This is a genomic window from Vibrio sp. 2-1-2a, from assembly GCF_032648565.1.
Classification (GTDB): domain Bacteria; phylum Pseudomonadota; class Gammaproteobacteria; order Enterobacterales; family Vibrionaceae; genus Vibrio; species Vibrio diabolicus.
In genome coordinates, this window is record NZ_WBOH01000001.1 from 860,442 (window position 1) to 875,893 (window position 15,452).

At 45.5% G+C, this 15,452-nt stretch carries 15 protein-coding genes; 1 reads left to right on the forward strand and 14 read right to left on the reverse strand.

The features are described 5' to 3' along the window. Nucleotides 1-40: 40 nt before the first annotated feature. From pgpA to F7Y48_RS04155, 14 genes are all read right to left on the reverse strand, one after another. Nucleotides 41-547: a phosphatidylglycerophosphatase A gene (gene pgpA / locus F7Y48_RS04090; RefSeq protein ID WP_104971353.1), complete on the reverse strand. Its 507-nt coding sequence runs from the start codon at nucleotides 545-547 to the stop codon at nucleotides 41-43. A gap of 91 nt (nucleotides 548-638) precedes the next feature. After that, nucleotides 639-1,604: a thiamine-phosphate kinase gene (thiL, locus tag F7Y48_RS04095; protein WP_253658727.1), complete on the reverse strand. Its 966-nt coding sequence runs from the start codon at nucleotides 1,602-1,604 to the stop codon at nucleotides 639-641. Between the two features lie 78 nt (nucleotides 1,605-1,682). Further along, nucleotides 1,683-2,150: a transcription antitermination factor NusB gene (nusB, locus tag F7Y48_RS04100; RefSeq protein ID WP_005381571.1), complete on the reverse strand. Its 468-nt coding sequence runs from the start codon at nucleotides 2,148-2,150 to the stop codon at nucleotides 1,683-1,685. Then, complete coding sequence (gene ribE / locus F7Y48_RS04105) at nucleotides 2,150-2,620, reverse strand: 6,7-dimethyl-8-ribityllumazine synthase (protein ID WP_005381572.1); 471 nt, start codon at nucleotides 2,618-2,620, stop codon at nucleotides 2,150-2,152. Before ribE ends, nusB begins: the two co-directional genes overlap by 1 nt. 169 nt (nucleotides 2,621-2,789) lie before the next feature. After that, nucleotides 2,790-3,899, reverse strand: a complete 1,110-nt coding sequence (ribBA, locus tag F7Y48_RS04110) for a bifunctional 3,4-dihydroxy-2-butanone-4-phosphate synthase/GTP cyclohydrolase II (RefSeq protein WP_005381573.1) — start codon at nucleotides 3,897-3,899, stop codon at nucleotides 2,790-2,792. A 174-nt stretch (nucleotides 3,900-4,073) separates the two neighbouring features. Beyond that, nucleotides 4,074-4,727, reverse strand: a complete 654-nt coding sequence (locus F7Y48_RS04115; RefSeq protein WP_176320456.1) for a riboflavin synthase — start codon at nucleotides 4,725-4,727, stop codon at nucleotides 4,074-4,076. Between the two features lie 8 nt (nucleotides 4,728-4,735). Further along, nucleotides 4,736-5,863 (reverse strand): bifunctional diaminohydroxyphosphoribosylaminopyrimidine deaminase/5-amino-6-(5-phosphoribosylamino)uracil reductase RibD, encoded by a 1,128-nt coding sequence (gene ribD / locus F7Y48_RS04120; RefSeq protein ID WP_316681618.1) that lies wholly within the window; start codon nucleotides 5,861-5,863, stop codon nucleotides 4,736-4,738. A 7-nt stretch (nucleotides 5,864-5,870) separates the two neighbouring features. Then, nucleotides 5,871-6,320 (reverse strand): transcriptional regulator NrdR, encoded by a 450-nt coding sequence (gene nrdR, locus F7Y48_RS04125; RefSeq protein WP_005381578.1) that lies wholly within the window; start codon nucleotides 6,318-6,320, stop codon nucleotides 5,871-5,873. A 206-nt stretch (nucleotides 6,321-6,526) separates the two neighbouring features. After that, nucleotides 6,527-7,777: a glutamate-5-semialdehyde dehydrogenase gene (locus F7Y48_RS04130; protein ID WP_258508388.1), complete on the reverse strand. Its 1,251-nt coding sequence runs from the start codon at nucleotides 7,775-7,777 to the stop codon at nucleotides 6,527-6,529. A 17-nt stretch (nucleotides 7,778-7,794) separates the two neighbouring features. Beyond that, nucleotides 7,795-8,934 carry a glutamate 5-kinase gene (gene proB / locus F7Y48_RS04135; RefSeq protein ID WP_145474374.1) on the reverse strand — a complete coding sequence of 380 codons (1,140 nt, stop codon included), beginning with the start codon at nucleotides 8,932-8,934 and terminating at the stop codon, nucleotides 7,795-7,797. Nucleotides 8,935-9,055: 121 nt separating this feature from the next. Next, a complete protein-coding gene (gene crl / locus F7Y48_RS04140) occupies nucleotides 9,056-9,445 on the reverse strand; it encodes a sigma factor-binding protein Crl (protein ID WP_316681624.1) in 390 nt (129 codons plus the stop codon). A 115-nt stretch (nucleotides 9,446-9,560) separates the two neighbouring features. Next, nucleotides 9,561-10,808, reverse strand: a complete 1,248-nt coding sequence (gene frsA / locus F7Y48_RS04145) for an esterase FrsA (RefSeq protein ID WP_005391416.1) — start codon at nucleotides 10,806-10,808, stop codon at nucleotides 9,561-9,563. A gap of 91 nt (nucleotides 10,809-10,899) precedes the next feature. Beyond that, a complete protein-coding gene (tet(34), locus tag F7Y48_RS04150) occupies nucleotides 10,900-11,364 on the reverse strand; it encodes an oxytetracycline resistance phosphoribosyltransferase domain-containing protein Tet(34) (protein ID WP_005391418.1) in 465 nt (154 codons plus the stop codon). Between the two features lie 264 nt (nucleotides 11,365-11,628). Next, on the reverse strand, nucleotides 11,629-12,918 hold the full coding sequence (locus F7Y48_RS04155; protein WP_006741838.1) for an NCS2 family permease: 1,290 nt from the start codon (nucleotides 12,916-12,918) through the stop codon (nucleotides 11,629-11,631). A gap of 1,025 nt (nucleotides 12,919-13,943) precedes the next feature. Between F7Y48_RS04155 and F7Y48_RS04160 the strand changes: the two genes are divergently transcribed. Then, the gene (locus F7Y48_RS04160) at nucleotides 13,944-15,416 is read left to right on the forward strand and encodes an aminoacyl-histidine dipeptidase (RefSeq protein ID WP_258508387.1); all 1,473 of its coding nucleotides are present in this window, start codon (nucleotides 13,944-13,946) and stop codon (nucleotides 15,414-15,416) included. The last annotated feature ends 36 nt before the right edge of the window (nucleotides 15,417-15,452 follow it).

Below are 15,452 nucleotides of genomic sequence, written 5' to 3' on the forward strand. Positions count from 1 at the left end.
AAAAGGGATGCTCATGGCATCCCTTTTTTATGTCCAACGTTTAATTCATCCAGCCGGCGTATTTTGCGACTAGAAACAGGGCAACACCAGCCATAATTCCCGCCACGATATCATCAACCATAATACCCAGCCCACCGTGAACTCGCTTATCTAGCCACCCAATTGGCCACGGTTTTACCATGTCGAAAAAACGGAACAAGATGAAGCCAGTGATCAACCACTTCCACTCAGTCAACGGAATATTTAGCGCAGGGACGATGCTCATCGTAATCCAAAAACCCGCAAATTCATCCCATACGATTGAACCATGATCATGTACTTTCATGTCTGCAGAGGTCACTTGGCATATTTGAATGCCGATCACACACGAAATCAGAACAGCAATGACATACGCCGTAAATGGTAATTGTGCCAACAACAAAAAGAAAGGCACGGCCGCCAGTGTGCCCATTGTTCCAGGGATAAACGGGGATAATCCACTGCCAAAACCCGTCGCCAATAGATGCCACGGGTTCTTTAATGAAATCAGAGAAAGAGGGTTGGTCATATCCTTAAACCTATACTGCTAGTTTGGTTTCAATCGTCATGCCTGCGAGTTACTCAATAGTAACAGGCTCTTGGCTAGAGCTTAGCTCAGATCATTTAAAGTGGTCGAAGCCACTTAAGTCCCAATCAAGTGGTTGATTGTTATCATGCAGCTCGAAGGTTCCATTTGGTCGGATTTGACCAATACATGTGACCTTACAGCCAGTATGAGATAAAGCGCTTTGTAGCGAGCCTCGATTTTGCTCCGGCACGGTAAAACACAACTCGTACTCTTCGCCACTTGCTAAAGCATACTGCTGCGCGCTGATCTTATCATCTAAAAACTGGACTAATTCTGAAGAGATCGGTAGCTGAGAGACATCAATACTCACCCCAACCTGAGATCGCTGTAAAATGTGCTTAATATCAGAGATTAAACCATCTGAGATATCAATCGCCGACGAGGCTAAGCCAACCAGAGCCTGACCAGCTAGCACACGAGGCGAACTAAGGTAATGAGCGCGCTCTAGTGCTTCCGCGCCAGCTCTGCTGCGTAGAGAGCCATCTAGAATCACATCCAAGCCAGCTTTTGCATCGCCAAGGTTCCCCGTTACGTACACCCAGTCCCCTGACTTTGCTCCGGAACGTGTGAGAGCTTTACCTTCAGGCACAAAACCTTGCACCGTCAGAGTCAGACACAATGGCCCTTTTGTGGTATCACCGCCAATTAACTGAATACCATAGTAATCAGCCAATTCGAAAAATGCATCACAGAAAGGTGCAAGCCATTCTTCATCTGGCTCGGGCATCGTTAATGCAAAGCTCACCCACGCTGGCGTTGCTCCCATCGCTGCTAAATCACTGATGTTAGAAGCCAATGCTTTGTGCGCGACCCATGCGGGGTTCGCATCGGCTAAGAAATGCGTTCCCGCCACCAATGTATCCGTACTAATCGCAATCTGAACATTAGCCGGCGCTTTGACGAGTGCGCAATCATCACCAGCCGCTAGGTGGACATCTTTACGTTGGCTCTGACGATCGACGAAGTATTTGTCTATCAGATTAAATTCACCAGACATAATTCACTTACTTTTTGATGTAAAAGCTTTTGATACAAAAAAGGTCAGCATGTGCTGACCTTTTCATTGAAGAAATCTTTATTTCTTACGAATGTGAGGTGCTGCTTTATCAAGTACACCGTTCACAAACTTGTGGCTATCTTCTGCTGCGAAGACTTTTGCAAGTTCAATCGCTTCATTGATAACAACTTTGTAAGGAACATCTTCGCGACGAGTCATCTCGTACATAGCAAGGCGAAGAAGAGCAAGTTCCATCATATCTAAATCCTGCATAGGACGAGAGATGTATGGACGAATTTTGCTATCTAGCTCAGCGTGGCTAAGTACAACACCGCTTAGTAGTTCACGGAAGTAAGCTACGTCTGTTTCTGGAGCAGCAAGCGCTGGCTCAGATGCATGAAGTTCTTCTTCATCGTATTTGTCGCCAGACAAAAACTGTTCTTCAATCTTGGCAACATTCTCTTTAGTAATTTGCCATGAGTAGATCGCCTGTAGAGCGAATTGACGTGCGTTACGACGTGCGGCTGGTTTCACACTGGCCCCCATTAGGAATCAATTTCAGATAGTACATTAATCATTTCAAGTGCGCTTAGTGCAGCCTCTGCACCTTTATTACCAGCCTTGGTTCCTGCGCGTTCAATCGCTTGATCGATCGTATCAACAGTCAAAACACCAAATGCTACTGGAATGCTGAATTCCATAGACACTTGTGCTAGACCTTTGTTCATTTCACTACAAACATAGTCAAAGTGAGGCGTTCCACCGCGAATAACAGACCCTAGAGAAACAATAGCGTCGAATTTGCCAGTTTTAGCAACACGCTGAGCTACTAGAGGTAGTTCTACGGCACCTGGACAACGCACAACCGTGATGTTGTCTTCGCTTACTTGTCCGTGACGCTTTAGTGTATCGATCGCACCAGAAAGTAGGCTTTCGTTAATAAAACTGTTGAAACGAGAAATAACGATAGCAATTTTTGCATTTGGCGCTGGGAAGCCACCCTCGATCACTTTCATAAGCTTTCCTTTAACTCTATTTATAAGTGAAATATGTTCATCAAGTGAGAATCGCCGGATTCTAGCACAAATTTGTGAGCAATATCTAATGGAAATTGGAGGCAAATCACCGGTTCCTAGCCATTGACGAGTTAAGCACGTAAAAGACTAGGAACTTATTGTTCGGTTGTTACTCGCAGACGTACTCAACAACGTTAAGACCAAAACCACCTAACGCGTGATACTTTTTGTTGGTCGATGACAGAAGGCGCATATCATGTACACCGAGATCCGCAAGAATCTGTGAACCAACGCCAACACGGCGAGACGTGCCTTGTTTTTTAGCAAGCGTTGGGGCTTCACCTTTGTCTTGCGCTTCGAACATCTTCACGCGATGAATAAGTAGATCGGTCGATTCTTCATGGCCAAGAACAACCAGTACACCGCCCTCTTCACCAATCCGTTTCATTGCTTTATCTAGTGTCCAGCTGCGCTCTGCATTACGATCGCTACGTAGCAAGTCGGTAAAAACGTCTTGAAGATGTACGCGAACCAGTGGCGCTTTTTCTTTCAAATCGCCCTTGCACATTGCGTAGTGCACTTGGTTATCAATGGTGTCTTTGTACGTGACTAACGTGAACTCACCAAACTCTGTCGGTAACTTGCACTCAGCCACACGTTCAATCGTTGTCTCAGTGTTATTGCGGTACTCAATTAGGTCGGCAATAGTGCCCAATTTAATACCGTGCTTCTCTGCAAAGATCTCTAGATCAGGGCGACGAGCCATGGTGCCGTCGTCATTTAAGATCTCAACAATCACCGATGCAGGCTCTAAACCAGCAAGGCGAGCCAAATCACAGCCAGCTTCAGTGTGACCAGCGCGAGTCAGTACGCCGCCATCTTGGGCCGCGAGCGGGAAGATATGACCAGGCTGCACCAAATCCGCAGCTTTGGCGTTTGGCGCGACTGCCGCTTGAACCGTACGTGCGCGATCCGCGGCTGAAATACCCGTCGTTACCCCTTCTGCCGCCTCAATCGAAACAGTAAAGTTGGTTGTGTATTGCGCATTATTGTCTTGCACCATTGGTGGCAGACCTAGGCTTTCGCAACGATCTTTGGTCATGGTTAAACAAATCAGGCCACGGCCATAGGTTGCCATAAAGTTGATGGCTTCCGGCGTAATATGCTCGGCAGCCATGATCAAGTCACCTTCATTCTCGCGGTCTTCATCATCCATTAGGATGACCATTTTGCCTGCGCGAATATCATCAATAATTTCTTGTGGCGTACTGATTGGCATAGTCTGTTTTCCCGTTATTCTAAATTTGTTATTGCGGCAGCAATGAAAAAATCATGTTGCAGTGAATGCTGGTGAGGTCAATAGTTTGAGCTTTGCACCAAGCAAGTCAATGAATCTCGCGGTGTTCTGTGAGTCTGCTCTTTATCGCATGCCTCACGCAGCCACTCCCAAGACTTATGCAAAACCGTTTTGCTGTAAAAAGTCCATCGTGATACGAGACTCGGCCTTATCTTCTTGTTGCCCCTGCAGTAAACGCTCCATATAACGCGCAAGTACATCAACTTCTAAGTTTACTTTGCGCCCCACTTGAAACTGGTCAATCGTAGTTTCTTCACTCGTATGAGGAACGATCGTCAGCTTAAAAGCATTTTTACGTAAGTCGTTGACGGTTAGGCTAATACCATCAACAGTAATCGAGCCTTTCTCTGCAACGTACTTGCTAATTTCCGCTGGCATTGCAACCCAAAACTCTATCGCACGGCCAACTGAATTGCGTTCGACAATTTCACCAACCCCATCGACATGGCCAGAAACGATATGTCCCCCCAATCGCGTTGTTGGTAACATGGCTTTTTCTAGATTCACCTTCTCGCCTACTTGGTATTCAGCAAACCCAGTTTTCTTCAAGGTTTCTAATGACAGATCAGCACTGTAATAGTGGCTTCCGAAGTCAACTACCGTTAAGCAAACACCATTGGTCGCGATGCTATCGCCTAACTTAACGTCTGACATATCAAGCGTACCAGTTTCAACCGTGACGGTGATATCTTCGCCCTTCGGCGTAATCGCAGCTAACTTGCCAACTGCTTCTACTATTCCTGTAAACATACTATTTCTTATCTAAGTTCTTTACGTTTGATGGTGGCGGTGATACGAATGTCTACCCCGACCATACGAACGTCTGTAATGTTTAAATCAATGACGTCAGCCATAGCGCTTAATCCTAAAGCACCGATAAGCCCCCGACCATCGCTGCCCATGAGTTTTGGCGCAAGGTAAACAATGAGCTCATCTACAAGATTAGCCTTTATCATCGCACTCGCTAGCGTGGCTCCAGCTTCAACCCATAAGTGATTGATGTGGTGCTCATCCGAGATACGTTTTAATGTTGTTGATAAGTCAATTTGGTCAGCGCCGTCCAATAGAGGGATACAGTCTTCATCTGGGCTAACAATAACTCGCTCTCCATCGGTGTGGAACAGCTTGAGCGCATCCGTTAAATGCTTCTGACGGTCTAAGATTACACGTACTGGTTGACGAAGTTCTTCTCGTAAATACTGCGCTTGAACACTGGTAGGTAAGTCATCCCAACGCACATTGAGTGACGCATTATCATCAATCACCGTTTTGCTGGTAGAGAGAATGCCACCACTCATCGCTCGATAACGCTGCACATCTTGGCGGGCCGCTGGGGAGGTGATCCATTGGCTCTGCCCATTGCTGAGTGCGCTTTGCCCATCCAAACTGGCTGCCATTTTTAATTGAACAAACGGCATGCCTGTACGCATGTACTTTATAAAACCAGGGTTAAGGGCAAGGGCATCTTGCTCTAACAAGCCGATTTGTACTTCAATTCCGGCATCACGCAACATCTGGATGCCCCGCCCCGCAACTTTAGGGTTTGGGTCTACCATTGCGCAAACCACACGTGCTACTTTAGCTTTGATTAGCCCTTCAGCACATGGCGGTGTACGGCCGTAATGAGAGCAAGGTTCGAGCGTCACATAAGCGGTTGCACCAACTGCTTTTTCACCCGCCATGCGCATCGCGTGCACTTCGGCATGCGGCTCACCAGCGCGGTGGTGATAGCCCTCACCAACAATTTCTTCATCACGAACGATGACGCACCCCACATTTGGATTTGGGGCGGTGGTATAAATGCCACGTCTCGCTAACTTAATAGCTCGTGACATCATGGCGAAATCTAAATCAGAAAACGCTCTTTCAGGAGTGTGTTGAGTCATGAGCTACTCAGTCTTCTAGGCGGGCAATCTCTTCGCCAAACTCGCGAATGTCTTCAAAACTGCGGTAAACTGAGGCGAAACGGATATAAGCGACCTTGTCGAGTTCTTTGAGTTGGTCCATGACTAAATTACCAATCATTTCACTCGGAACCTCTCGTTCACCCGTCGCACGCAGTTGTGATTTGATCATGCTGATCGCTAACTCTATAGAATCGGCACTCACTGGGCGTTTCTCTAATGCGCGCTGAATACCGCCAACCATTTTATCTTCATCAAATGGTTCACGGTTGCCATTCGATTTGATCACTTTAGGCATCACTAACTCTGCGCTTTCAAACGTAGTAAAACGCTCGCTACACGCCAAGCACTGACGGCGACGTCGAACTTGATGGCCATCAGCCACTAATCGGGAATCAATAACTTTGGTATCGTTCTCGGAACAAAAAGGACAATGCATATCACCTCCATATCTATACCAAAATAACCTCATGAGCAATCACGAATAACCACACGTTCATGGTTATACGGACTCTATTAAAGCTATTTGGGTATAACGCTTTCAAACCGAAATAAAAGCTCATGTAGTGTAGCGGAATTGGTATGTTAGACAAAACAAAAAGGGGCCCAAAGGCCCCTTTTTCACTCAAGATCTCGTTGAATGTGTTAACTGCGTGCTAAGTAATTCGCTTTACCAACCCACTTGTAGCTAGTTAGCTCTTCTAAGCCCATTGGACCACGGGCATGTAGCTTTTGCGTGGAGACTGCGACTTCTGCGCCAAGGCCAAATTGCGCACCGTCTGTAAAGCGCGTTGAAGCATTCACATAAACCGCCGCCGAACCGACAGAATTGATGAACAGTTCTGAGTTTTCCAAACTATTGGTCATGATCGCATCTGAGTGGCTCGCGTTATGAACACGCATATGATCAATGGCATCTTTCACATCAGACACGACTTTTACACCAAGGGTGTAGCTCAACCATTCCGAATCAAAGTCACCTTCAACAGCATCGCGTACTTGTTTCGCTTGCTCCATGAGTTCTTTTGCTTTTGGCTCTGCCACGAACGTCACTTTTTCGTCCATACGCTCAACGATCATTGGTAGAAACTGTTCTGCAATTTTTTCATGCACGAGCAGCGTATCTAGTGAGTTACACGCAGATGGACGTTGAACTTTAGAGTTCTCAACCACATTCAGGGATTTATCTAGATCAGCGGATTCGTCGACAAAGATATGGCTGATACCAAAGCCGCCAATAATCACCGGAATCGTGCTGTTTTCTTTACACATTTTGTGTAGGCCAGCACCACCGCGTGGAATGATCATGTCGACGTAATCGTCCAGTTTAAGCAGTTGAGAGACTAGCTCACGATCTGGCTTTTCAATGTACTGAACCGAAGCGGCAGGAAGGTTCGCCTTTGCTAGCGCAGACTGAATAACCTTCACTAATTCCATATTCGAGAAAAATGTCTCTTTGCCGCCACGCAAAATGCTTGCGTTGCCGGTTTTCAAGCACAGTGCCGCAATATCAATAGTTACGTTAGGACGCGCTTCATAAATTACGCCCACAACACCCAGTGGTACGCGGCGACGAGACAATGACATTCCATTTTCCAGTACCTTACTGTCGATTTCGCTGCCTACAGGATCGTTCAAGCTAATGACGTTGCGAACATCATTAGCAATTGCAGTCAATCGTTCTTCATTAAGCAAAAGGCGATCAAGCAGTGCGTCGGTTAAACCCGCTTCACGGCCAAGTTCGATGTCTTTAGCGTTTGCCGCCAAAATAGCAACGGAGTTTGCTTCTAGCTCATCAGCAATGATGGCTAATGCTTGGTTCTTCTGCGCAGTTGACGCTGTCGCTAATTCGAAAGCTGCATCTTTAGCAGCTTTACCCATATTCGTTAAATCCACTTTGCTTCCCTCTAATTCTATTCCTGAATGACAACCAAATCATCGCGATGAATCACCTCAGAGCCATAATCATGACCCAAAATAGAGATGATATCTTTACTGTGCTTACCAGTAATTTTAGTTAGGTCATCACTTGAGTAGGCGCTAATGCCACGAGCCACCAACTTACCGTGAGAATTTGTTATACGCGCCACTTCGCCTCGTGCAAAGTCACCACTTACTTTGATTACCCCTTTAGCAAGTAAGCTACTGCCCTTACCGACCACGGCATTTACCGCACCATCATCAATAATGATGTCGCCCGATGCCGCAGGTCCCGCCAGAATCCAGCGTTTACGGTTTTCTAAAGCTTCAGCGCAAGGTAGGAAGCGTGTGCCTTGTGGCTCTGCACTCAAAGAGTCAAAGATAACATTCGGTGCACTACCGGCAGCAATAATAACCTCGATACCAGCGCGGCGAGCGATGTCTGCGGCTTGCAGCTTCGTTGCCATACCGCCTGTACCCAATGTTGTACCACTTCCTCCTGCGATTTTACGCAGCGTATCGTCGATGGTTTTTACTTCCTTGATCAGCTCTGCGTTCGGGTCTTTACGAGGGTCAGCAGTAAACAGACCTTTTTGGTCAGTTAAAAGCAAGAGCTTATCTGCGCCACACAAAATGCCCACCAAAGCGGAAAGGTTGTCGTTATCGCCCACTTTAATCTCACTGGTCGCAACGGCATCATTTTCGTTTACGATAGGAATAATATCGTTCGCAACGAGCGCATTGATGGTGTCACGTGCGTTTAGGAATCGCTCGCGATCTTCTAAATCAGCACGAGTTAGTAGCATTTGGCCGATCTTGATACCGTAAATACCAAACAAAGACTCCCATGTTTGAATCAAGCGACTTTGCCCCACCGCCGCAAGTAATTGTTTACTCGCCATCTCGTTGGGCAATGCGGGGTAACCAAGATGCTCACGGCCTGCTGCAATAGCACCAGACGAAACCATTACCACTGAATGGCCTTGTTTTTTAAGCTCAGCACACTGGCGCGCTAACTCAACCATGTGAGCACGGTCGAGTGCCAGAGTGCCGCCTGTCAGCACACTTGTACCCAGTTTCACAACGACAGTTTGTGGTTGTGAAACAACTGCATTTTGTTGATTCGTTGTCATGATGTCTTCTGAAGTGAAAAACAAATAAAGAGAGGATGTTTTAACAATCAAAGAGGGAATTAACAAGAGAAAAGGTGCGTTTTCGCACCTTTTTGTTTGGTATTAAATGAAAACAACCAAATTAAGCGAAATCGAAAGACTCCGTGTGATATTCGACTTCTAATTTGAAGTGTTCTTCTAAAGTATCAACCAGCTTTTGATGGAATGTGCTCTGCGTCAGATACACTTCCCCTACCGCTTTTTTAGGCAGGGCTTCAGATACCCATTGCCCTTCTTTGTTGTACTTGCCGATATGATATTTGGCAGTAAAGCCTCCTTCGATGGATTCTAAATCCATCCACCAGCCCCAAAATTCACGCTTCTCAGGCGATTTTTTGTCGTCTACACAAACAGATAGACAATCAAAATAATAGCGCCCTTCTTGCGATTGTGGTTCGCGCAGGTAAGGCCCTATCGCCTTCAACTTTGACATCAAGCGAAAGTGAGTCGGGCCCTGAGTCGTCTCTGACATATGAATCTCCGTTTTCATAGTTAAAAGTAAACACCCAAGAATGATTATTATTTTTAATTATCATGAGCTTATTTTTTGCTCAGATATATCACTCTTAACTAATTTAGGAGAATTGTCACCCTAATAATTCATCTTCTAGCCACTTTATAGCTAAATCGAGGGATTGCTCATATCCTTTTGTAATCGTTTTGGAACTGATTTTTTTCGCTCTGCCATACTGGCTAAACAGCGCGACGAGTTGGTTATCACTGTGTGGGGACACCGGATCGCCTTCAAGGCTCAAAGCTAAAATAGGTACTTTGGTTTTTCTACTGCTCAAGAAGCCCTGAACCTTCAATGACCAGGCCATCATCTGGCCCGCCATGCTATTAATATCAACCGCGCTTTTCCCTAAGCGAGAAGCCAACAGATCCAGATACATCTTCGGCATTTTTTGCAGCTTCTCAGGGGAAGTAAAAATATCATGTACGGGTGCGCCGAGGGCTACACAAGCTTTGATCTTCTCTTGCTCAACAAAAGAGAGTCGGATCATGGCATTACCACCAAAACGAAATCCAACTAACCCCACTTTGTGATGATCCACCCAAGGCAATGAATACAGCTCATTTAGTACCGCTTGGTGCAGACAGCTTGAGTTCTCCGTCAAAGGCCAATGAGAACTGTGCCCTACCGAGGGCATGTCAACCGTCAACATCGCAATATCTCGTGGTGCAAGATGATTGCGGAACAAACGCCACATGTCGGTTTGTAACGTATCGAGACCAGCGCTCACCATCACCACAGGCAGTTGTTTGTCGGTTCTTGGCAAATGAAGGTTCGCGATGATTTTGCGATTTTGGTAAGGCACTTCAATTTGCTTGATGGTGTACTTGGTCTTCTCTGCGCCGTCAGAATACGCTTTGTTTGCCAGCACTTGAGCCTGTAAGGCCAAATTATCATTCTTCAGATGTGGGTAGCCTGCGATACTAAAACATAGAGATGCAGTGAAGAGTTCATCGGCGGCCTCCTCACCTTGCATTTCATTTGAACGCTTCTGATGCTCCATGCCGAGCTTAATCCACTCAAATGTCCAGTTGCCGTTGTGGTACCCCATTACGGTGTCTAACCAATCATCATTGGTTCGAGAGTGGGAAGAAGAAGCGATTTTAGAAAGCACACCTTCCATCTCTATCGGAGACAACCCTTGCCAAGCCCATTGCAAGCGGCGCAAATGACGATACCAAGCACGATCTCCCTGCGCCTCTCGCTCATCAAGTATTTTTTGACTGGTCGGCATGTACTGGGTAAGCGCAGAGGTTTCTTTTGCTTGCTTATGTTTCACGAACAAAGTTTCGGAAAGATTTTTACTGACGTCTTCAGACATAGGAAGAACCTTAGGCTATTAGCATGAGTTGTTATGATAATAAAAAAAATGCCCCTATACAGGGGCATTTCTCAATATTCTTTAATAGCGTTTATTTTTGCTTGCGGTTTACAGGCTCAGCATACTGGATTGACATGTCCCAAGGTTGTTCAATCCAAGTGTCTTGCGCGATATCTACCACATAATCATCTAGCAACGCTTTGCCTGAAGGTTTCGCACACACAGCGATCATCTTCGCTTTTGGATACATCTCACGTAGTTTGCGCGCCGTATCACCACTGTCTACTAGGTCTTCAACGATTAGGTAACCTTCACCATCGCCTTCAGGTGCTTTTAGTACCGTCATATCGCGCTGATGATCATGGTCGTAGCTTGAAATACAGATTGTATCAACGTAACGAATACCCAGTTCACGAGCCAAGATAGCGCCGGGAACCAAACCACCGCGGCTTACCGCCCAAATCCCTTTCCATTGCTCAGCTGGCATTTGTTTTTCAGCCAGTTCACGGCAGTAAGTCTGCATTGCATCCCAAGTGATAATGAATTTTTTACTCATTGTAATAACCTAATAATTTGAAAATATGCATCCTCAAAATCTAGCGAACTCACTCAAAAGCGGAATGCTCACTGACCTCTCCAAAACGTATGGAGATGAGGATTTCAAGCTGCGCAAACGATTATTCTACCGAAACACACCGTTAATACCAACGGTGATATCAAAATTCTCTGCCTATTCCGCAGAAAAACCGTCTGAAGTGAACAACGTGAAAAAAGAAAAAGCCAGCGTGAATAAATCCACACTGGCTTTTTGCTCGAGAAATTAACCGACGAGGTATTTGACGATGAAGATGGCAGACATCACCCACACACTCATCGACACTTCACGGCCCTTGCCGCTGAATAATTTGATCGCCGAGTACGCGATAAAGCCTAACGTAATGCCCTCTGCAATCGAGAACGTTAATGGCATTACCAAACAAGTCACAACAACTGGTGATGCTTCCGTTAGGTCACGCCAATCAATGCTTACCAGCCCAGACAGCATCAAAATCGCGACATAGAACAGAGCACCCGATGTTGCGTAAGCTGGGATCATTCCTGCTAGCGGTGAGAACAATAGAGCAAGTAGGAAGAGTACACCAACAACCACTGCTGTTAGACCAGTACGACCACCAGCCGCCACACCAGAAACACTCTCAATGTAAGATGTGGTGTTTGAGGTACCAAGTAGTGCACCTACTGACGTTGCCGTTGAGTCTGCAAGTAACGCTTTGTTTAAACGCGGGATGTTGCCATTCTCATCCGTGAGGCCTGCTTTTTGAGAAACGCCAACTAGCGTACCTGCGGTATCAAACAAATCGACAAATAGGAAAGCAAACACAACGGAAATCATGCCAACTTCAAACAAACCAGAGAAATCCAGTTGCATGAAAGTGGGTGCAATGCTTGGTGGCGTTGACATAATGCCGCTCCACTGCACATCACCAAATAGAAGGCCAAGCGCTGTAACACCAAGAATGGCGATCATCACCGCACCTTTCACACCACGGTGAACAAGCGCGATAGTAAGGAAGAAACCAATCGCAGCCAATACAGATGGCAATGATGTGATGTCTCCCATAGAAACTAATGTCGCGGGGTTATCAACGACGATGCCTGCATTTTTTAATGCGATAAATGCTAAGAAAAGACCGATACCGGCTGAAATACCAGTTCGAAGAGAATGCGGGATCGAGTTAATAATCCACTCACGGATCTTAAATATACTCAAAAGAATAAACAGCAGGCCTGAAACAAACACCGCCGCTAACGCAACTTGCCACGTATAGCCCATTCCCAACACAACAGAGTAAGTGAAAAATGCGTTCAGCCCCATTCCTGGTGCTTGTGCAATTGGGTAGTTGGCAACAAATCCCATGATGAAACAGCCGATAGCGGCCGCAAGACAAGTTGCAACAAAAATGGCACCACGGTCCATACCGGTATCCGACAGGATCGCTGGGTTTACAAAAATAATGTAAGCCATGGTTAGGAAGGTGGTAACACCTGCAATGATCTCAGTGCGCACATTTGTGCCATTGTCACTGAGCTTAAAAAGCCTCTCGAGCATGATCGAATCCTGTAAAGGTAAAAAGTAAACGGTTGCGTAATCGATTGGCGGGAATTATAAAGTTATCAAATAGCAAATTCTAGATAGAATCTTCACTCTAATGCGATTTTTTTCTTTGGATATGAAACCCATTCGCTAATTCTTAAAAGCAAAACAGAAAATATATTCTTATAAAACAACAACTAATAATTATTGCTCAGAACCCAACAACAGAATAAAAACTGAACAATGTACTAAACTTTCAAATAGAAACTGGGCGTTTTAAGCGTCATATCTAGGTGGATTTGACGGGGAAGTCGATAAAACTGAAGAACAGAGAATAGAACCCAGCCTTGATGGCAGAAAATGTGTCAGAAAGAAAAAGTGGAGATAAAAAAACGCCACCCAATTTGGGTGGCGGCGAATCATGTCAGCACTATCACTGAAAAAAAATTCCAATTTATAGGGGTGAACAAACTGTTCGAGTCACATGCGTTGACTTCACTTAGTAGCCAAAGCTTGTTGGGTATACAAAGTTGCCGGTGTAAACAGACTTGCTATTCCAGAACATTGTACTTGGTAAACCTTTCATAACTATCACCTTTTAAATCAATTAAACATTCGTTGATTTCTCGGTTCCTTGGAGGCGATAAAACGGACTCATCCTTTGAGCATTTCATTCTTCTCTCAGAAGCTGGTTACAAATATACCACCAAGAAATTTAATTACAAGGATTTTAGTGACTAGAATCACAAAAAATATATAAATTGACCTTCGTCAAAGTTTAAATGTAATTAAATTACAGTTTTGTGAATTAAAAAATAAAGCCACTTTCAGAATGTATGATAAAGAACACATAGTGCCTGTTATTGTGTTCACAAACTGTGACAGTTCTGAGAGAAATCCTTGTGCACGCGACTACTCGTACTCCTTATCTGGTGGTATGCTAAACGGCAATTTGAAGGCCAAATCGTCTAGCATTTAATGCTATCTCGACAATATTTTTACGGTATATATTTGGCAAAGCACATCAAAAGGAGTCCTCCGTGTCTGAGTTCCATTCTGAGATCAGTACCTTATCACCTGCTCCACTTTGGCAGTTTTTCGATAAGATTTGTTCTATCCCTCACCCATCTAAACATGAAGAAGCATTAGCACAGTACATTATCAACTGGGCAACAGAGCAAGGCTTTGACGTTCGCCGTGATCCAACCGGTAACGTGTTCATCAAAAAGCCCGCGACACCTGGAATGGAAAATAAGAAAGCTGTTGTACTTCAAGCACACATCGACATGGTGCCGCAGAAAAACGAAGACACCGAACACGACTTCACCAAAGATCCAATCCAACCTTACATCGATGGCGAATGGGTAACGGCGAAAGGCACGACGCTTGGTGCAGATAACGGGATTGGTATGGCTTCTTGCCTTGCTGTATTGGCATCTAAAGACATTAAGCACGGCCCAATCGAAGTTCTGCTGACGATTGATGAAGAAGCAGGCATGACTGGCGCATTTGGTCTTGAGGCTGGTTGGTTAGAAGGTGAGATCCTTCTAAACACAGACTCTGAACAAGAAGGCGAAGTCTACATGGGTTGCGCCGGTGGTGTTGATGGCACCATGACTTTCGATATTTCTCGAGAAGCAACACCTGCAGGTTTCGTAACACGCCAACTGACGCTGAAAGGCCTAAAAGGTGGTCACTCAGGTTGTGACATTCACACAGGTCGCGGTAATGCCAACAAATTACTTGGTCGTTTCCTCGCGGGTCATGCGCAAGAGCTTGATTTACGTTTGGTAGAATTCCGTGGTGGTAGCTTACGTAATGCAATCCCTCGCGAAGCGTTTGTCACTGTCGCTCTTCCTGCTGAAAACCAAGACAAACTTTCAGAGTTGTTCGATCACTACACTGATCTGCTTAAAACTGAGCTGGGTAAAATCGAAACAGGTATCGTAACCTTTAATGAATTGCTTGCTAGTGACGCACAAGTATTTTCAATCGCCGATCAGCAACACTTCATTGCCGCACTTAACGCTTGTCCAAATGGTGTCATGCGCATGAGCGACGAAATTGAAGGTGTGGTCGAAACGTCACTGAACGTTGGCGTGATCACTACTGAAGAAAATAAAGTGACAGTTTTGTGTCTGATTCGCTCTTTGATTGACTCTGGCCGCAGCCAAGTTGAGAGTATGCTACGTTCAATTGCTGAATTAGCAGGCGCACAAATTCAGTTCTCAGGTGCTTACCCTGGCTGGAAGCCAGATGCAGATTCCGAGATCATGGCAATTTTCCGTGATATGTATGAAGGCATTTACGGTCATAAGCCGAACATCATGGTCATCCATGCTGGTCTTGAGTGTGGCCTATTTAAAGAACCATACCCACACATGGATATGGTTTCTTTCGGTCCAACAATAAAATTCCCTCACTCACCAGATGAGAAAGTGAAGATTGATACTGTTCAGTTGTACTGGGATCAGATGGTAGCGCTTCTAGAGGCAATTCCAGAGAAAGCGTAATTCAATCACGAAATACAACAAAGGGTGCTTTACGGC